The 17,328-nt window shown below is 61.3% G+C and carries 18 protein-coding genes; 8 read left to right on the top strand and 10 right to left on the bottom strand.

Annotation, left to right across the window (positions count from 1 at the left end):
* The first annotated feature begins 5 nt into the window (after positions 1-5).
* The 5 genes from FCH38_RS18625 (at position 6) to FCH38_RS18605 (ending at position 4,981) form a co-directional block, all read left to right on the top strand.
* Positions 6-908: an iron-siderophore ABC transporter substrate-binding protein gene (locus FCH38_RS18625; protein ID WP_174374696.1), complete on the top strand. Its 903-nt coding sequence runs from the start codon at positions 6-8 to the stop codon at positions 906-908.
* Positions 905-2,872, top strand: a complete 1,968-nt coding sequence (gene fhuB / locus FCH38_RS18620) for a Fe(3+)-hydroxamate ABC transporter permease FhuB (RefSeq protein WP_174374695.1) — start codon at positions 905-907, stop codon at positions 2,870-2,872. The genes FCH38_RS18625 and fhuB overlap by 4 nt, the downstream gene beginning before the upstream one ends.
* A 30-nt stretch (positions 2,873-2,902) precedes the next feature.
* Positions 2,903-3,712, top strand: coding sequence for an ATP-binding cassette domain-containing protein (locus tag FCH38_RS18615; RefSeq protein WP_174374694.1), 810 nt, complete (start codon positions 2,903-2,905; stop codon positions 3,710-3,712).
* 248 nt (positions 3,713-3,960) lie between these two features.
* Positions 3,961-4,488, top strand: a complete 528-nt coding sequence (locus FCH38_RS18610) for a DUF992 domain-containing protein (protein ID WP_149901263.1) — start codon at positions 3,961-3,963, stop codon at positions 4,486-4,488.
* Between the two features lie 97 nt (positions 4,489-4,585).
* On the top strand, positions 4,586-4,981 hold the full coding sequence (locus tag FCH38_RS18605) for a c-type cytochrome (protein ID WP_161991799.1): 396 nt from the start codon (positions 4,586-4,588) through the stop codon (positions 4,979-4,981).
* 3 nt (positions 4,982-4,984) lie between these two features.
* On the opposite strand, the gene recX is transcribed toward FCH38_RS18605, so the two are convergent.
* From recX to FCH38_RS18575, 6 genes are all read right to left on the bottom strand, one after another.
* Entirely contained in the window at positions 4,985-5,575 is a 591-nt protein-coding gene (recX, locus tag FCH38_RS18600) for a recombination regulator RecX (RefSeq protein ID WP_174374693.1), read from the bottom strand.
* 70 nt (positions 5,576-5,645) lie between these two features.
* Complete coding sequence (locus FCH38_RS18595) at positions 5,646-6,566, bottom strand: SMP-30/gluconolactonase/LRE family protein (protein WP_174374692.1); 921 nt, start codon at positions 6,564-6,566, stop codon at positions 5,646-5,648.
* A gap of 34 nt (positions 6,567-6,600) precedes the next feature.
* The gene (locus tag FCH38_RS18590; protein ID WP_174374691.1) at positions 6,601-7,548 is read right to left on the bottom strand and encodes an ABC transporter permease; all 948 of its coding nucleotides are present in this window, start codon (positions 7,546-7,548) and stop codon (positions 6,601-6,603) included.
* A complete protein-coding gene (locus tag FCH38_RS18585) occupies positions 7,545-8,486 on the bottom strand; it encodes an ABC transporter permease (protein ID WP_153515699.1) in 942 nt (313 codons plus the stop codon). Before FCH38_RS18585 ends, FCH38_RS18590 begins: the two co-directional genes overlap by 4 nt.
* Positions 8,483-9,946, bottom strand: coding sequence for an ATP-binding cassette domain-containing protein (locus FCH38_RS18580; RefSeq protein WP_174374690.1), 1,464 nt, complete (start codon positions 9,944-9,946; stop codon positions 8,483-8,485). Before FCH38_RS18580 ends, FCH38_RS18585 begins: the two co-directional genes overlap by 4 nt.
* A gap of 95 nt (positions 9,947-10,041) precedes the next feature.
* Positions 10,042-11,055: a substrate-binding domain-containing protein gene (locus tag FCH38_RS18575; protein WP_174374689.1), complete on the bottom strand. Its 1,014-nt coding sequence runs from the start codon at positions 11,053-11,055 to the stop codon at positions 10,042-10,044.
* 303 nt (positions 11,056-11,358) lie between these two features.
* Between FCH38_RS18575 and FCH38_RS18570 the strand changes: the two genes are divergently transcribed.
* Entirely contained in the window at positions 11,359-12,594 is a 1,236-nt protein-coding gene (locus FCH38_RS18570) for a GAF domain-containing sensor histidine kinase (protein ID WP_174374688.1), read from the top strand.
* Position 12,595: 1 nt separating this feature from the next.
* Positions 12,596-13,318: a response regulator transcription factor gene (locus tag FCH38_RS18565; protein WP_149901254.1), complete on the top strand. Its 723-nt coding sequence runs from the start codon at positions 12,596-12,598 to the stop codon at positions 13,316-13,318.
* Between the two features lie 3 nt (positions 13,319-13,321).
* On the opposite strand, the gene FCH38_RS18560 is transcribed toward FCH38_RS18565, so the two are convergent.
* On the bottom strand, positions 13,322-14,338 hold the full coding sequence (locus FCH38_RS18560) for a DNA topoisomerase IB (RefSeq protein ID WP_174374687.1): 1,017 nt from the start codon (positions 14,336-14,338) through the stop codon (positions 13,322-13,324).
* A gap of 88 nt (positions 14,339-14,426) precedes the next feature.
* Entirely contained in the window at positions 14,427-15,653 is a 1,227-nt protein-coding gene (locus tag FCH38_RS18555) for a PQQ-dependent sugar dehydrogenase (protein ID WP_174374686.1), read from the bottom strand.
* 183 nt (positions 15,654-15,836) lie between these two features.
* Between FCH38_RS18555 and FCH38_RS18550 the strand changes: the two genes are divergently transcribed.
* Positions 15,837-16,022, top strand: coding sequence for a hypothetical protein (locus FCH38_RS18550; RefSeq protein ID WP_153515707.1), 186 nt, complete (start codon positions 15,837-15,839; stop codon positions 16,020-16,022).
* Here the strand turns inward: FCH38_RS18550 and FCH38_RS18545 are convergent, their stop codons facing one another.
* Both FCH38_RS18545 and FCH38_RS18540 read right to left on the bottom strand, forming a co-directional pair.
* Positions 16,023-16,649, bottom strand: a complete 627-nt coding sequence (locus FCH38_RS18545; RefSeq protein WP_153515708.1) for a class I SAM-dependent methyltransferase — start codon at positions 16,647-16,649, stop codon at positions 16,023-16,025.
* Between the two features lie 8 nt (positions 16,650-16,657).
* Positions 16,658-17,326 (bottom strand): pseudouridine synthase, encoded by a 669-nt coding sequence (locus tag FCH38_RS18540; RefSeq protein WP_153515709.1) that lies wholly within the window; start codon positions 17,324-17,326, stop codon positions 16,658-16,660.
* Positions 17,327-17,328: the final 2 nt, after the last annotated feature.

Raw genomic sequence — 17,328 nt, 5'->3', positions numbered from 1 at the left:
GGGGCATGACGCGCAAGGATCGATGGGTGCCTCCCTTTTGGGGGCGGCGGGAATTTCTCGGGTTACTTGCCGCTTCGGCTCTTGCAGGCAAGGCGCGGGCGGCGGTGACACCACGCATCGCCGCTATCGACTGGGCCATGCTCGAAACCTCCGTGGCGCTCGGCGTCATGCCGGTGGCGGCAACCGAGCTCATCCAGTTCAGGGTCGGTGCGGTCGAGCCGGAAATCCCTGAAAGCGTTGCTGATCTCGGTCTGCGCGGCGCGCCGAATTTCGAGCTGCTGCAATTGACCCGGCCGGATCTCATTCTGATTTCGCCTTTCTACACACGTTATACCGGCAGGCTGGAAGCGATTGCGCCGGTCTTCTCGCTGCCCTTTTACGTGCAGGGCGAGCCACCTTTCGAAAAGGCGCTCGCAGCGGTCTCGGCTCTTGGCGAGAAGCTCGTCCGGGTCGATGAGGCGCGCAGGGTTCTGAGCGAGACGGACGCCGCGCTGCACGCCATGCGGATCCGCCTTGCCGGTTTTTCCGCGCGGCCGACCTATGTGATCAACATCGGTGACGCCCGGCATTTTCGCGCTTTTGGTGCGGACAGCATGTTCGGGGATGTCCTTGGCCGGCTGGGGCTGGCCAATGCCTGGGTGGACCGGTCGCAATTCACCTTCGCGGCGCCGGTGCCGCTTGAAAATCTTGCCACTTCGCCGGAGGCGCGTATCGTCATTGTCTCCGATATTCCGGTGGAGGCTCGTCAGAGCCTGCGCAACAGCGCCATCTGGCAGGCCCTTCCGGCCGTGCGGGAAAACCGGGTGGTCACGCTCGGCAATGTCAGCCCCTATGGCGGCATCACCGCCGGCATGCGTTTTGCGCGGCTTCTGACCGAGGCTTTGACGGCGCAGGGAGAAGTTCTGTGACGACGCGGCCTCTCCAGCTTTTCTTCGGGCTTTTATTTGTTGTGGCCTGCGGGCTTTCCCTGCATGCCGGCTTGCAGCGGCTACCTTTCAGCGCATGGCCCGGCCTGCCGTTCGATGCTGCCAAGCTGTCGATGGATCAGGTGATTTTCGCCTTCAGCCTGATGCCGCGGGCAGCTGTCGCCATTCTCGCGGGCGCGATGCTCGGCCTGTCGGGTGCGCTTTTCCAGCAATTGCTGCGCAATCCGATTGCCGATCCGTCCACCCTCGGCATTTCCGCCGGCGCGCAGCTGGCCATCGTCATCGCAACCCTGTTCTTTCCCTCGGTACTGGATGGCAACCGCGCATTGGTGGCGCTCACTGGCGCTGCCGTTGCCGCCGGCATTGTCTTCCTTCTCGGCTGGCGGCGGTCCTTCGAGCCGGTGACCATGGTGGTATCAGGGCTTCTGGTCGGCATCACGGCTGCTTCCGTCTCCGCCGCACTGACGTTGGCGCAGGGCGAATATCTGATGTCACTTGTCGTCTGGAACGGCGGCTCGCTCAGCCAGCAGGACTGGTCGAATGCCTTTTCTCTCGCCTTCCAGCTCCTCGCCGGCCTTGTGCTGACCGGTTTGCTGATAAGGCCATTGACGGTTCTCGGTCTTGGCGATGCCGGCGCTCGATCGCTCGGCGTATCGCTGTTTTCGATCAGGCTGGCGGTCGCGGCCGTTGCGGTCGCGCTGGCCGCCTTCGTTGCCGCCGCGGTCGGCCTCGTCAGTTTCATCGGCCTTGCCGCACCGGCGCTCACCCGGGCACTCGGCGTGCGGCGGTCATCCGCCGTGCTCATGGTTTCACCACTGCTGGGCGGGCTGCTGCTCTGGTTCTGTGATGGTCTCGTTCAGCTTCTGGCAAGCACGACGGCCGAAGTTTTCCCCACGGGTGCGGTAACGGCGCTGATCGGCGGACCGCTGCTTCTGTGGCTGTTGCCGAAAATCCGACCGACCGATGTCCACCGCAGCGAAGGCGGCGATGTTGCGGCAAGACGCCGGCTTGCCGCACTGCTGCCGGTGCTCGTCATCATGGCTGTGCTGATCTTTGCAGCGCTGGCCATTGGCAAAGGCCCGGATGGCTGGACGGTGCTGGGTGCCGGTGACCTGCAAAGCCTTCTGCCTTTCCGCTGGCCGCGGCTGGTGGCGGCCAGCGCTGCCGGCGGTCTGCTGGCCATGGCCGGCGCACTTCTTCAACGGCTTACCGGCAATCCCATGGCAAGCCCGGAGGTAATCGGCGTCAGCGGCGGCGCCGGCCTCGGTTTTGCCGCCGCCATCACGATTTTTCCGGCCGCAGGCCTCTTTGAATTGTTCGCGGGTGCCGGCATCGGCTCGGCGGCGGTCATGACCCTCGTGCTGTTCTTTGCGGTGCGCCGATATCTGGCGCCGGAAAAAATACTGCTTGCCGGTATTGCCGTCAGTTCGCTTTGCTCGGCGGTGCTTTCGGCCCTGCTTGCCATTGGTGACCAGCGTGCATGGCAGATTCTCGCCTGGCTCAGCGGTTCGGGTTCGACGGCGACGCCCGCTTCGGCGATTTTTCTTGCCGTGCTTTCCGTCGTTCTGCTTTCAGGTGCGCTGTCGGTGACACGCTGGCTGACAATCCTGCCGCTCGGCCGGGATGTGCCGCTTTCCCTCGGGCTGCCGCTCAGTCTCGCACGCATTGCCGTTATCGCGGTGGCCGGCATCGCCACCGGGGCAGCCTCGTTGCTTGTCGGTCCCTTGAGTTTCGTCGGGCTGATGGCGCCGCATATCGCGCTTCGCGCCGGCTTCACCACGCCGCGCGATCATCTGTTCGCTTCTTTCCTTTTCGGAGCGGTGCTGATGGCGCTTTCCGATCTCGGGGCGCGAACGGTCACCTTTCCCTATGAGTTGCCGCTCGGGCTTTTTGCGGCTCTGGCCGGCGCGCCTTACCTGATCTGGCTTTCAGGCAGGCGCCAATGATGTGTCTGGGCATTTACGGAGATAAAAACCATGGGTGAGGCAGCATTTGCCGCCGACTACGACGATACCCCGCTTTTTTCACTGGATGGGGTGACGATGGAGGTGCCCGGCCGAACATTGCTGCAGCCGCTGACGGCAAGTTTTGCGACCGGCAAGACCATCGGCCTGATCGGTCATAATGGTTCGGGAAAATCGACGCTGCTCAAGATTCTGGCGCGGATTCAGGAGCCGACGGCGGGTAGTGTGTCGTTTGAAGGAAAGGCGCTGGGCGCCTGGGGCAACCGGGAATTTGCGCGAAAACTCGCCTATCTGCCGCAATATACGCCGGCCGCCTCCGGCATGCTGGCCAAGGAACTGGTGGCGCTCGGCCGTTATCCCTGGCATGGCGCGCTAGGCCAGTTCACCAAGGCGGATCAGGAGAAGGTGGACGAGGCTATCGAGCTGACCGACACCGTGGCCTTCCGCGACCGGCTGGTGGACACGCTTTCCGGTGGCGAGCGCCAGCGCGTATGGCTTGCCATGCTGGTGGCCCAGAATGCCGAAAGCCTGCTGCTGGACGAACCGATATCGGCGCTCGATCTGGCACATCAGATCGAAGTGTTGTCGCTGGTGCAGAGACTGTCGCGCGAGAAGGGTCTCGGCGTCATCGTTGTGCTGCACGATGTCAACATGGCGGCCCGCTTCTGCGACGAGATCGTCGCCCTGCATTCCGGCAATCTGATTGCCAGGGGAACCCCACAGGAGATCATGACGCCGGAGACGCTGGAGCGCATCTATGGGGTGCGCATGGATGTCATGACGCATGCCGCCACCGGCTTTCCCGTCGCCCTGCCGCTTTGAGTTTGTTGCAGCAAAACAACGCCCGGAAGCGCTTGTTGTTGACAGTAATTTTCAACGCATTTTCCGCCCTAACAATGTCTTAATGGCACCCTACCGCGATTAGACATTGTTAACTGTTTTGCTTTCCTTGCATCCAATTAAGTTGTTTTGGATCGATTTCAGGGAACAAACGTTAACAGTGCGGAATTCAATATCCGGAGAGGGCAAGAAGGGCTGCTGCGGGTAGGACTAAAACAGGAGAAAATAAGATGAAAAAGGCTGTTGCCGTAACTTTTGCCGCAATGACGATGGGCCTCGGTGGGGCTGCATCCGCACTGGCTGCCGACCTTGCGAGATATGAACCCGCTCCGCAGGAGCAGGACGAGCGCAACGGCGTCAAGATCGGTTATCTGAGCTGCGATATCGGCGGTGGCGTCGGTTACGTGATCGGCTCCGCCAAGGAACTGGATTGCACCTTCCAGTCCACCATGGGCGCACGCCGCACCGACCATTACACCGGCGCGATCCGCAAGATGGGCGTTGATCTTGGTTTCACCACGCAGGGCCGTCTCGTCTGGGCCGTGTTTGCCCCGACAGCTGGTTACCACCGCGGTTCGCTCGGCGGCCTTTATCAGGGCGCCACGGCTGAAGTGACCGTCGGTCTCGGTGTCGGTACCAACATCCTGGTCGGTGGCACCTCCGGCTCCATCCAGCTGCAGACGGTCAGCGTGACGGGCCAGGTCGGCCTCAACCTTGCTGCCACCGGCACCTCGGTTACGCTGACGGCCATGAACTGACTGGCAAAGCGCCCGGTGCTTTGACCGGGCATTCTGTCGCATGTCAAAACACGCCCTCTTCGTTGTCAGACGGGGAGGGCGTTGTATTATCCGGGCCATGATTTCCGTATCCAGATATATTGCGGCAGCGACCGTGTTTTCCCTTCTTGCGGCGAGCGCCTTTGCCGAAGGCGATGCGGCGCATGGGGAAAAGGTTTTCAGCCGCTGTTCCACCTGCCACAGTGCCGATACGCCGCGCACCCGCATGGGTCCGCATCTGATGGGTGTGGTCGGCAGGCCGATGGCTTCGGTGGCCGATTACGGCCATTATTCGCAGGCGTTGAAGGATGCCGGCGCGGCTGGCCGGGTCTGGACGGAAGACGAACTGCAGAAATTCATCGCCAGCCCGAAGAAGGCGATCCCGGGAAATGCGATGCGCTTTTTCGGGCTGTGGAGCGAAACCGATATAACGGACCTGATCGCCTATCTGAAAACGCATCCCCTGCCGCAGTAATCGTCAGAGCGGTGCTTCCGCGATTATCTCTTCCGCCTCTTCGAAGGTCATCGCCATAACCTTCGCGCCGATCTCGAAGCCGAAGCCATTGCGGGCGAAGGCGGAAAACTCCTTACCCTTTCGTTTCTCGTCGAGTTCGACACGGCGAAACGGCCCGAAGGCGCGCTTGCGCGCAAAGATGACGGCGGCGACCAGATCGTTGGTCTCCTGCAACGCGGCCGTCGCCGTTTCCCGGGTGATGCCCTTGATCTGCAGTTTCTGCGCCAGCCCGCGTTTCGATTTGCCGCTGCGCTGGCCGCTCCGCACGGCAATTTCCGCATAGGCGGTATCATCAAGCGCCTTGATGCCATAGGCGAAGGTCACGGCGAATTCGCCGAGTGCCTTTGCCTGTGCGGTGTTGATATCAACGAATTTTTCCCGCGCCTTGCGCGTGATCGCGTCGCGCAGCTGCTGTTCCGTCATCATGCGCTGCCCCAGCCGATAGAGAGCGGAATTGCGCGCCCATGACAGCATCCGGCTGCTGGGTTCGATGGCCGGGGTTTCGCCATCCAGTGCCATATCGTCGGTGAAAAAGGGACCGGAATCGTCGTTCATACCGCTTTTATAGCGCGGTGAAGCCGTCTTGCCAGTTCCTTCCACCCCACGTCTTACGGTTTTTAGCGCCTCACGGTATCTGCGCACCGGTTGCGGCCACATACACCGAATAGAGCGATTTCGTCGCGGTGATGAACAGGCGGTTCTTTTTGGGACCGCCGAAGGTAAGGTTCGCCACCGTCTGCGGCACCTTGATCTTGCCGATGAGCGTGCCATCGGGCGCAAAGCAGTGAACGCCATCACCGGCGCTGGTCCAGAGATTGCCGGCCGTATCCAGACGGAAACCATCCGGCAAGCCGTTGTCGAGATTACAGAATTCCCGGCCGTTGGCGAGCTTCACGCCGTCCACCACGTCGAAGACGCGGATATGGCGCGGACGGGAGACATCGTGGCTGTAGGAACTGTCGGCGATATAGAGCTTTGTTTCATCAGGCGAAAAGGCAAGGCCGTTCGGCTGTACGAAGTCGTCAATGGCGACGTCGATCTTTCCGGTTGCGGGATCGAGCCGGTAGACATTGCGCGTCTTCTGCTCCGGCTCGGCCTTGTAGCCCTCATAGTCGGAGAGGATGCCGTAGGTGGGGTCGGTGAACCAGATGCTGCCATCGGACTTCACCACCACATCGTTGGGCGAATTGAGCCGCTTGCCGCCATAGCCGTCGGCGAGAACCGTGATCGAACCATCGACCTCGGTACGGGTAACGCGGCGGCCGCCATGTTCGCAGGAAACCAGCCGTCCCTGCCGGTCGCGCGTGTTGCCATTGGTGAAGTTGGAGGGGTGGCGGAACACGGAGACGCCGCCATCCGGCACCCAGCGCAACATGCGTTCATTGGGAATATCGCTGAACAGCAGGCAGTTCAAATCGGCAAACCACACCGGCCCTTCGGCCCAGCGGCAGCCGGAATAAAGCTCTTCCAGCTCGGCATTTCCGACGATCAGATGGCGGAAGCGGTCATCGTGGATTTCGTAAGGGGAGGTCTTGTCTGTGGTCATGAGCGTGGTCCGCTTGTGGGCTTGTTGTTTGGGGTCAGCGCGTGGCCTTGGGGCCGCTTGCCAGAAGAATGACGGAGATGATGATAAGGCCGGTGAGGATGAGGCGGATGCCGGCGCCGAAACCATAGGTATTCAGCATCGAGACCACCAGGAACATGAAAAGCGAAGCGCCCCAGATGCCGGGAACGTTGGAATCCCCACCCGCCACCGCCGTGCCGCCGATGACGACGACGGCGATGGACATCAGGAGATATTCCGAGCCCATGTTGAGGGCTGCGCCGCCGGAGAAGCTGGCGAGCAGATAACCGGCAATCGCCGCCAGCACCGCGCAGAGCACATAGGTGACGAAACGGGCGCCATCCACGGGAATGCCGGTCATGCGGGCGGCAAAGGTGCTCTGGCCGATGGCGGAAATCCAGCGGCCGTAAAATGTGCGGTCGAGCAGCAGCCAGGCGACGACCGAGAGGAGAAGCGCCACGAGTGCGACGTTCGGAATGCCGAAAGAGCTGGAGATGGCGAAAGTGGCCAATGTTTCCGGCGGCTTGATGCGCAGGCCGCGGTTCGACCAGATGGCGATGGATTGCACGATGAAGCTCATGGACAGCGTCGCGATGATCGGCGGGATGCGTAAGAGCTTGATCAGCGCATAATTGCCGATGCCGATGGCGATGCCGATCAGGATGGCGATCAGCAGTCCGGGCAGAATGAGACCATCGGACACATCCATGAATTTCAACGCCAGCGTGCCAGATAGTGTCATCGTTGCGGGAACGCAGAGGTCGATATTGCCCGGCCCGAGCGTGATGACGAACATCTGGCCGATGCCGACAATCACGGAAAAGGCTGCGAAGGTCAGTGCCGCATGCGACAGGCCGAAGGAGCTTGCGCCGCCGGTGAAGAGCACGGTGACGGTCCACACCGCAGCCGTTGCGGCAAACGACCAGATCCACGGTTTTTTCGTGAGGGATGACAGCCCGTTCATTGGTTTTTCTCCCGCTTTTCGAGACGGTTGAGCAGGATGCGCAAGGCAAGCACAATGATGAGGATCGCGCCCTGCGCGCCGATCTGCCAGTCCGGCGAAATGCGCATGAAGGACAGGAAAGAGCCGGCAAGCGTCAGCGTCAGCGCGCCGATGACAGCGCCGATGGGCGAAACCCTTCCACCGACGAATTCACCGCCGCCCAGGATGACACCCGCAATCGACAGCAGCGTGTAGCGCAGCGCAATATTGGCGTCGGCCGCGGTCGTCAGCCCGACAAGGGCGATGCCGGACAGCACCGCGAAGAAACCGGCAAGCGCAAAGGTGGCGGCGCGAATGCCGATGACCGACCAACCGGAGCGCTCGACGGAGCGGAAGTTGCCGCCGACACCGCGCATCAAAACGCCGAAGGAGGAGCGCATGACGATGTAATGGGCAACGACCGCGATCAGGATGCTGGCGACGATGGCGATCGGCACCAGCGGCGGTTTCGCCGTCATCAGCGCCCGGATGAAGGCGGGAGCCTGACCACCCGGCGAGGGCAGGATGAGGACGGCAAGGCCACCCCAGACGAAGCTCATGCCAAGCGTGACCACGATGGAGGGCAGGGCGCGGATATGAATGATTGCTCCCATTGCGGCATACACCGCAATTGCACCGGCGAAAATCGCAATGCCGAGAAGCGGCGTCGTCTGCAGGAAGGTGGCGGTGACACAGGCGCAGAAACTGACGAAAGTGCCCATCGACAGGTCGAGATCGTTGACGGACATGATCAGCATCTGCGCAATGGTGGCAAGTGCGATCGGCACCGCCAGATTGAACAGCAGGTTCATGCCGTTATAGCTCATGGCGCGCGGCTGCATGTAAAACACGGCGGCAAGGAGAAAGGCGAGCGAGGCGGCGGGAATGATGAGGCGAAGGGCGTTTGCCGAGAGTTTCATGCGTGCTCCTCTCCCGAAAAGGAGGCGGCAAGCACATTCTGCTCAGTGATTTCCTCACCCACCAATTCCGCCTGAATGGTGCCGTCACGGAACACATAGACCCGGTCGCACAGGCGGATTTCATCCATCTCGGTCGAATACCAGATGAAGGTGCGACCGTGGGAAGCTTCGGTTCTCAAGATATCGTAGACCTCCTGTTTGGTGCCGATATCGACGCCGCGCATGGGGTCATCCATCAAAACGGTGCTGGCGGTGGTGGCAAGCGCGCGGGCGAAAAGCACCTTCTGCTGGTTGCCGCCGGACAGAGAGAGGATCTTGTTGCCCATATCAGGTGTGCGGATTTCGATGCGCTGTTTCCATTTCGCGCCAAGCTCGGTTTCCTTACCCCTGTCCACCATGCCTGCCGAAGAAATATCCCGCAGCGAGGCGATGGAAAGGTTCTTCAGGATGCTCCAGAGCGGGAAAGTGCCATTCAGGCTGCGATCGCCCGCCACGAAGGCAATATCGGTCTTTCGCGGCGGCAGCCAGCTGCTGTTCTGCGCGAGATAAAGATCGAGCAATGCTTCGGTCTGGCCGTGGCCGCCGAGGCCGGCAAGGCCGATGATCTCGCCGCGAAAGGCCTCAAAGGCGAGGCCTTCACCGCGCCGCGCCGGCATGGAGAGCACCTTATCGCCTGCCTTGCGGCTTTCGCCCCGCCGCCTGTCCTGCTCCTTGACGACGCTGCCCATGGCTTCGACGAGCGAGCGGGTGGTGAATTCCGCAGCCTTCCGGTCGGCCACCACCCGGCCATCCTTCATGACGACGATGCGGGTGGCGGTCGAAAGAATCTCTCCGAGAATATGTGAGATCAGCAGGACGGAGCCACCCTCGCGCACGAACCGGCGGACATAATCCATCAACTGCTCGGCAAGGCCGGCATCAAGCGAAGAGGTCGGCTCGTCGAGGATCACCAGTCTGGGAGCTTCCGGGGTGCGGCAGAAATTGATGGCGATTTCCACCATCTGCCGTTCGGCGATGGACAGTTCGGCAATCGTCAGCTCGCAATCGATGCCGTGGCCGGGGAAAATCTCGTCCAATGTCTGCCGGATCGTCGTCAGCGCCCGGCCGCGCCAGTTCCGGCCGCCGATTGCGGCATGCATGATACGGACGTTTTCGCTGATCGTGAGGTTCGGGCAGAGAGATAGCTCCTGGAACACGCAACGCACGCCGCTGGCGCGTGCCGCGGCGATGCCATGCCGGCTCTCATCGCCGCGATAGGAAATGGAACCCTCATGCGGCGTCAGCCCGCCATTGATGACGTTGACGATGGTGGATTTTCCAGCGCCATTGTGGCCGACAAGCCCAAGGCATTCCCCGGCACGGATGATGAGGTCAGCGCCGTCCAGCGCCTTGACCGCGCCGAACACGACCTTCACGCCGCGCGCGGCGACGACTTCTTCCGCCTGAATGGTGTCATTCATGAACAATTACGCCAGTGATCTGAAATGGAATATCGTGATGGTTGCGGCGCCTCTCGCAAGGCGCCGCAATTTTTCATGTCTTAAAATCGTCCGGCCTATTTGGCAGCGATGGCCTTCTGTGCGTCCGCCTGCGAATATTCCACATTCGCCACGCCGCCCTTCTGGGTGGTCTTGAGGTTTTCCTCAAGATTGGCCTGATCGATGCGCAGGAATGGAACGGTCAGATCCTTCTTCACATCCTTGCCGTCGAGGATTTGCTGCGCCACCCAGAAAGCCAGCGTCGAAACGCCGGGGGCGATAGAGACCGACATGGTCTCGTAACCGCCCGCATCCTTCTGCTGTTTCCACCATTGCAGCTCGTCTTCGCGGTTGCCCATCACGATGGTCGGCGTCGGGCGCTTGGCGGCGGCAAATGCCTGTGCCGCGCCGTAACCGTCACCACCCTGCGTTACCACGGCGGCGACTTCGGGAAGGCTTGGCAGGATACCGGCAACGGCGCGCTGCGCGACATCCTGCGCCCAGTCGCCATTGACCGAACCGACGATCTTGAACTGCAGGTTCTTTGCTACACCGGCGGCGATGCCGGCGTGGATTTCGTCATCCACCGAAACGCCGGCGAGACCACGGATTTCGAGCAGGTTGCCGCCCTTCGGCATAGCCTTGGCGAGATAGTCGATCTGGCTTTCGCCCATCGCCTTGAAATCGACGGCGATGCGCCATGCGCAGGGCTCGGTGACGACGCCGTCAAACGAGACCACGATAATGCCGGCATCACAGGCCTCCTTCACTGCGCCGTTGAGGGCAGTCGGTGAAGCGGCGTTGATGACGATGGCGTCATAACCCTGCAAAATGAGGTTCTGGATTTGCGCCGCCTGTTCGGTCGCTTGGTTTTCGGCGGTCGTGAAGGCGTCAGCGGCCGCGACCTGCTTGTCGGCGACGGCCTGTTTGGTGATCTTGTCCCAGCTCGTCAGCATCGCCTGACGCCAGGAATTGCCGGCGTAATTGTTCGAGAGCGCGATTTTTTTCGCCGACGTATCGGCATGAGCGGTGATCGGCAAGGCTGCGCACGCGACAGCAGCCGACGCCAGAAGCATCTTCCTGAAAGCCATTGATTTTCCTCCCTGGTGGCTTGCCCTTTCGGGGCCGGAACCCTCATCCGCCGCAAATCTCCTCGGCGACAGACGAAATCCCGTTGCACTGGAGCTCCGTTCCCCAGTACAAGCGAGAATGACCAAGAAGATTTGGCTTGTATAGGCGGATCACGGCAATCTTGCTGCGGGTTTCCGCAGAAAGCATGCGGGAACCCGCAGGACGAAACGGCATTGCCGGGCGCAGAATAGATGATGCGGCGTTCTGAAAAGCCATCTTCGTCGCAACAGGTCGAAGGCAGACGCTTGGGAGGGTGTCCGCACATGCTGGATACACCGAAAAGCGCTCTCTTTCATCACTATATGGGCATTTCGCGGCTGCTCGCCGGGCAGCTGGAATTCAACGCCATCATTCAGGCGGTCGCCACCGAGATCACCCACATCATTCCGCACGTCCATCTCGATGTCTGCATCAAGCAGCTGGATGACAAGTACCATATTGCCTATGAGAGCGGTCTCGTCAGCGCCTGGAGCCGGCAGCCGCCCGCCCTGCTGACCGGCAGCCCGATCCGGTCCCTTCTCTCCGGTGCGGTCGAATATCTGTTGAGCGGCGATGCCTGCGCCGATCCGCGCTTTCATTTCGAAGGGTCGTTTTCGAGCCCGATCATCGAACTCGGCCTGCATAGCCGCCTGCATGTGCCGATGAAGGTGCATGGCGATATCATCGGCGCCCTCAGCTGCTCGTCGCACCAGTCGGACGCCTATACCATGGAGGATGTCGCCAACGCCCGCGCGGTTGCGGATTTGCTGGCGCCCTATTTTTATGCCATCCGCGCTGCCGAGCAGGCCAAGCGTTCCGCCATCGAGGAGGCGCGCGCCAATGCCCGCGAGGAAGGCCTGCGGCTGGGCGCCCTGCAATTGACCGAGGCGCTGGAGGCGGAGCGGCAACGCATCGGCATGGATCTGCACGACCAGACGCTGGCGGATCTGACACGGCTGGCGCGTCGTATCGAACGCATGAGCCATGCCCCCGACGTTTCGGGCGAGATGCTGGAGCCGGTGGTGCGCAGCCTGCAGCATTGCATGCAGGATTTGCGCGAGATTATCGAGGAGGCGAAACCCTCCATCCTGCAACTGTTCGGCGTGGTGCAGGCGATCGAGACCTATGTGGACCGTTCCGTGCGCGACAGCGGATATGCGATCGAATGGTCGGTGATGGACGAGACCGACGGGCTGGTGGAAGCACTCGACAAGACGGTAGCCATCTCACTGTTCCGCATCGTGCAGGAAGCGGTCAACAATGCCATTCGCCATGCCCAGCCGGAAACCATTGCCGTGACGCTTTCGTCCGTCGATGGCGGTTTGCGGGTGACTGTCAGTGATGACGGCAGCGGCGGCGGTGGAGGCGCGGCCTCCGGCGGTCTCGGCATCGGCAACATGAAGACGCGGGCGCGGCTGATTTCGGCGCGGTTCGATATTGGCGGCAACGGCGCGGGAGCCGGAACCCGCATGACCGTAACGCTGCCGGAAAACGCTTTCGACCGGCGGGAGGAGTTGTGACATGGACGTGCTGATCGTTGAAGACGATGCGCTGCACCGCGCCTATCTGAATGAAGCCGTGCGTGCCGCCCTGCCGGAATGCGACAATGTGCTGGAGGCGGCAAACGGCAGAACCGGCGAAAAGCTGGCGCGGGAAAACCGGGCCGCCCATATCGTCATGGATTTGCAGATGAATGAGCGCAACGGCATCGAGGCGGCGCGTACCATCTGGAAGGAGAGGCCGGATACCCGCATCCTGTTCTGGTCCAACTATTCCGATGAGGCCTATGTGCGCGGTGTTTCCCGTATCGTGCCCGAAGGGGCTGCCTATGGCTACGTGCTGAAATCCGCCTCTGATGATCGTCTGCGGCTGGCGCTGCGCAGCATCTTCATCGAGGCGCAATGTGTGATCGACCGGGAAGTGCGCGGCCTGCAGGAAAAGAGCCTCGGCAAGGCGCATGGTTTTACCGATTCCGAATATGAAATCCTTGTCGACGTCGCACTCGGCCTCACCGACAAGGCGATTGCCCGCCGCCGCAACCTGTCGCTGCGCAGCGTTCAGAACCGGCTGCAAAGCCTCTATGAAAAGCTGAACGTGCATCAGGCGCCGGGGGATGATGATGCGGAAGGCCGGTATAATCTTCGAACCCGCGCCGTCACGGTGGCCTTCCTGCGCAAGCTTTTGAATTACAGCGCGCTGGAAAGGGCCGAGCGGGAACTGGCGGAATGGGCGGGGAGCCGCTGAGCCTTACGGCAGGAAGGCAAGCAGCCGTCTTTCATCCGCCCTGAGGCCGGAGACGGGTTTTGCCCCAACCTTCAAAATGCGGCTGAGTTTCTTCTGAGCCTTCTCATCTGTCGCTATCTCGAGAACGGCAGGGTGCACATAACTCTTGCGGCAGATGGCGGGGGTATTGGAAAGCTCGGTCGCTGCCGCCTGACACATGCCCTTTATGCTTGGTTTTTCGCCTGCCGCCACATGCTCCATCGCATTGCAGAAGGCTGCCAGCGTGCCGCCCCAGGTGCGGAACGTCTTGGCGGAAATACCGGCTCCGCCGGTGCGGGAGAGGTATGCGTTGAGATCGCTGGAATCGACCGAATGCACCCGGTTTTCGCTATCCTGCCAGACGAAAAGTTCCTTGCCGGGCAGATCGGCGATTTCCTCGAGGATTTTCTGAAGGCGGGGGTGGCGCAGCTGGCGCTTCACCTTCTGCCCACCCTTTGCTGCAAAGCGCAGTTCGATAGTCTCCCCGAAGGAGACGTGGCGTTTGAGCAAGGTCGTCGCGCCATAGGTGCCGTTAGTTTCGAGATAGGAACGGTTGCCGACGCGCAGATAGGCGGCGTCAAGCAGCAGCGTGAGTGCGGCCAGCGTCATTTCCGGCCCGTGATCCTGTTTCTCGATATCGGCAATGGCCCGGCGACGAATGGCGGGCAAGGCCTTGCCGAAGCTTTTGAGCTGGAAGAATTTCGTCTCACCCCTGAGCGCGTGCCAGTCGGGATGATACCGATATTGTTTTCGCCCACGCGCATCGAAGCCGGTTGCCTGTAAATGCCCTGATGGATCGATGCATATCCATACGTCCCTGTAGGCGGGCGGCACGCCGAGCGATTTGATGCGTTTCAGTTCGATACTATCGGACAGGAGTTCGCCGCCCGGCATTCGGTAGCAGAAACCCCGCCCGCGTCTTTCGCGGGCTATCCCCGGTTCCTGATCGTTGACATAGGCAAGTCCGATTTTGGCAAGAAGGCGGGTGGGCGGTTGTGGCATGGTTTTTTCCGGCAGGTTTCACGCTGCAGCAAACGAAAACAGGCCGCCTTCGTTCCGGCGGCCTGTTGTTTCGATGATCCGTTTTTTATCAGCCGGCTTTGGCGATCCGGAGAATCTGCGATTCGCCGCCGCGCTGTTCCGTCACGGCATAGACCGCGCCATCCGGCCCGATCTTGACGTCGCGGATGCGCGCTTCGAGCGGTAGCCGGCTTTCGGTCGCGACCTTGTCGCTATCGATATGCAGGATGACCAGACCCTGGCTCACCAGACCGCCGACAATGAAGGCACCCTTCCATTCGGGAATCTGGTCGCCGCCATAATAGGCCATGCCGGAAGGACCGATGACCGGGTCCCAATAATAGACCGGCTGCTCCATGCCTTCTTTGGCGGTGGCGCCTTCACCAACCGACCGGCCGCTATATTCGACGCCGTAGGTGATGACCGGCCAGCCGTAATTGAGGCCCGCTTTCGGCAGGTTCAGTTCATCGCCGCCCTTCGGGCCATGTTCCACGGTCCAGAGCCTGCCCTCTCCATCCAATGCCGCGGCCTGCAGGTTGCGGTGGCCATAGCTCCAGATTTCCGGCAGCGCATTCTGCTGGCCGGCGAAGGGGTTGCCCTCGAAAGCCTTGCCTTCCGCGTCAATGCGGAAGACCTTGCCAAGACCACTCGACAGATCCTGGGCCTGCACGCGCGGTGTGGCATCCGAACGTTCACCAACGGTGACGTAAAGCTCGTTATTGGGTCCGAATACGAGGCGGGAGCCAAAATGCTTGTCGCCGTCATAGGTCGGCATCTGGCGGAAAATCACCGAGACATCTTCCAGTTTCGCCGCATCGCCCTCTTCGGTCAGCTTGGCCGAGGCCACGGAGGTGCCGTTGCCGCCATCACGTGGTTCGGAGAAGGAAAAGAAGATTTTACGCGATGTCTCGAAATCGGGAGCAAGCGCTATGTCGAGAAGACCACCCTGTCCGGCGGATGCGACCTTGGGCACACCCTCTATTGCGGGGCCTGCCTTGCCGTCAGCGACGAGATGCATGGCGCCTTCCTTGGCGGCGACGATCATGCGGCCATCGGGAAGGAATTCCATCGACCAGAGATGCGGCAGACCCTCGGCGACGACGGTTTTTTCAATGTTCGGCTGGGCCGCGGCCTGCGGCGCGCGCGTCTGGCCCTCAAAAGCCGGTTTCTGATCCGGCGCATTTGGCCGTTTCGTTTCGGCAGCCGGGGCGGTCTGGGCGTGGGCAGTGCCGGCAAGCGGCACGGCAAGCAGCGCGCATAAGATCGTCGAACTCAGAAATCGGTTGTTGTGGAACATGGGTCTCCCTTCCTTCGTTTACGTCATGCAGAGAACCATTTGGGGAGGATTTCGTTTCCTGCGATAGTTTCAAGAAAACTTGATGAGGCCGTGTGCTGCCGCAAGACCTTTTCTCATCCATGCGAATTCATAAGGAACCGCAAGCGCGCCGTCACGTTTTCCCTCTGGTTGAAGGAGGATGCCATGCAGATCATCGATAACAGGAGCGTAGACGGGAACCGGCCGAAGCCGATCCTGAACGTTGCGGAATTCTGCCGTCGTTACCGGCTGGACAAGACCGAAGAGACGCGGCTCAGAAAACTGTTCGGCGAATTCGCCTCGCGGCACGAGCTTCTGATGAATGCACAGCGCAAGCCCAGCTTCCGCTGATCATTCCTCCGGCTCGGTTGATTTCCCGAAAATCATGAAGACATCATAACGGGTATTCTTGCCGATTATCTGATGCGAGGGCTTGCGAATGCCCGGCATCGGCTCGGCGCGCAGCGGCCATTTCAGAACCACCCGCTTCGTTGCATGTTCAAGCGCCGCCTCCATCAGTTCTACCTGATCGGGATCGGAACCCACCAGTTCTCTCAGCACCCGCATTTCCTTTTTCACCAGCGCCGTGTTGTGGCGCGGCGGATGCATGGGGTCGACGATCACCACCTCGGGTGAAAGTTCTTGCAACAGCTGGCGTGAATCGCCCTGCAGCAGCCTCATGCGCGCTGCCGCCTCGGCATAGGCGCCGCCTGCTTCCAATGCGCGGCGAATACCGTCCGCGAGATAGGCGTGCATGCCCGGTGAGCGTTCAATGAGCGTAACCTCCGCTCCGAGCGACGCAAGCAGGAACGCATCCCGCCCCAGCCCCGCCGTGGCATCGACGATTTTTGGCGTGCGGCCCTTCGTAAAACCGGCGGCTTTGGGCAGGGCCTGTCCACGCCCTTCCCCGGAGCGGAAACGGTGCCCGACCGCACCGCCGACAAAATCCACCACGAAGCTTTCGTCTTGTTCTTTCATCACAGGCCTCAGAACGGGCAGGGCACGGTATAAGTGACGTCACGGCCATCGGGATGGCGAAAGCCGACTTCCTGCGCATGCAGCATCAGGCGCGGGGCGGCGGCGAGCGCCTCGCCCTCGGCATAAAATTCATCGCCGAGGATCGGATGGCCGAGCGCCTTCATATGCACCCGCAATTGGTGCGTGCGGCCGGTGAGGGGCGTGAGTACCAGCCGCGTTGCCGGAAGCGGCAATCGTTCCAGCACCCGCCAAAGGCTTTGCGCCGGCTTGCCGTTTTCATGGTCCACGCGATGGCGGGGCTTGTTGTCAGGGTCGATCGCCAGCGGCAGGTCCACCTCGCCCGCTTCGCCCGCGATTTCTCCCCAGACGACGGCCACATAGGATTTGCGTGTCTCACGGTTTTCGAACTGGGCGGCGACTGCCGCGTGTGCCCGCCGGTTCAACGACATCAGCACGATGCCTGATGTGTCCTTGTCCAGCCGGTTGATCATCAGCGCTTTCGGAAACTGTTTCTGCACCCGCGTCATCAGGCTATCGAAGAGCGCCGGATCGCGCCCCGGCACGGACAGAAGCCCGCTCGGCTTGTCCAACACCAGCAGATCATCATCCCGGTGGACAATGGTGAGCCAGGGTTCGAGCGGCGGATTGTAGATGGGGTTGGAAAGCTCAGATGACATGG

Source organism: Agrobacterium tumefaciens (genome assembly GCF_013337285.1).
GTDB classification, from domain to species: Bacteria; Pseudomonadota; Alphaproteobacteria; order Rhizobiales; family Rhizobiaceae; genus Agrobacterium; species Agrobacterium burrii.
The sequence above is the reverse complement of the archived record's forward strand: the minus strand, read 5'-3'. Positions and strand labels throughout refer to the sequence as shown.

Excerpts from the sequence above, each read along its gene's own strand:
- FCH38_RS18590 (WP_174374691.1), bottom strand. The coding sequence starts at position 7,548 with ATGAACGGGCTGTCATCCCTCACGAAAAAACCGTGGATCTGGTCGTTT.
- FCH38_RS18550 (WP_153515707.1), top strand. The coding sequence starts at position 15,837 with ATGCAGATCATCGATAACAGGAGCGTAGACGGGAACCGGCCGAAGCCG.
- FCH38_RS18560 (WP_174374687.1), bottom strand. The coding sequence starts at position 14,338 with ATGCCACAACCGCCCACCCGCCTTCTTGCCAAAATCGGACTTGCCTAT.
- recX (WP_174374693.1), bottom strand. The coding sequence starts at position 5,575 with ATGAACGACGATTCCGGTCCCTTTTTCACCGACGATATGGCACTGGAT.
- FCH38_RS18595 (WP_174374692.1), bottom strand. The coding sequence starts at position 6,566 with ATGACCACAGACAAGACCTCCCCTTACGAAATCCACGATGACCGCTTC.
- FCH38_RS18565 (WP_149901254.1), top strand. The coding sequence starts at position 12,596 with ATGGACGTGCTGATCGTTGAAGACGATGCGCTGCACCGCGCCTATCTG.
- FCH38_RS18580 (WP_174374690.1), bottom strand. The coding sequence starts at position 9,946 with ATGAATGACACCATTCAGGCGGAAGAAGTCGTCGCCGCGCGCGGCGTG.
- FCH38_RS18605 (WP_161991799.1), top strand. The coding sequence starts at position 4,586 with ATGATTTCCGTATCCAGATATATTGCGGCAGCGACCGTGTTTTCCCTT.
- FCH38_RS18585 (WP_153515699.1), bottom strand. The coding sequence starts at position 8,486 with ATGAAACTCTCGGCAAACGCCCTTCGCCTCATCATTCCCGCCGCCTCG.
- FCH38_RS18610 (WP_149901263.1), top strand. The coding sequence starts at position 3,961 with ATGAAAAAGGCTGTTGCCGTAACTTTTGCCGCAATGACGATGGGCCTC.
- FCH38_RS18545 (WP_153515708.1), bottom strand. The coding sequence starts at position 16,649 with ATGAAAGAACAAGACGAAAGCTTCGTGGTGGATTTTGTCGGCGGTGCG.
- FCH38_RS18575 (WP_174374689.1), bottom strand. The coding sequence starts at position 11,055 with ATGGCTTTCAGGAAGATGCTTCTGGCGTCGGCTGCTGTCGCGTGCGCA.
- FCH38_RS18615 (WP_174374694.1), top strand. The coding sequence starts at position 2,903 with ATGGGTGAGGCAGCATTTGCCGCCGACTACGACGATACCCCGCTTTTT.
- FCH38_RS18625 (WP_174374696.1), top strand. The coding sequence starts at position 6 with ATGACGCGCAAGGATCGATGGGTGCCTCCCTTTTGGGGGCGGCGGGAA.
- FCH38_RS18555 (WP_174374686.1), bottom strand. The coding sequence starts at position 15,653 with ATGTTCCACAACAACCGATTTCTGAGTTCGACGATCTTATGCGCGCTG.
- FCH38_RS18540 (WP_153515709.1), bottom strand. The coding sequence starts at position 17,326 with ATGTCATCTGAGCTTTCCAACCCCATCTACAATCCGCCGCTCGAACCC.
- FCH38_RS18570 (WP_174374688.1), top strand. The coding sequence starts at position 11,359 with ATGCTGGATACACCGAAAAGCGCTCTCTTTCATCACTATATGGGCATT.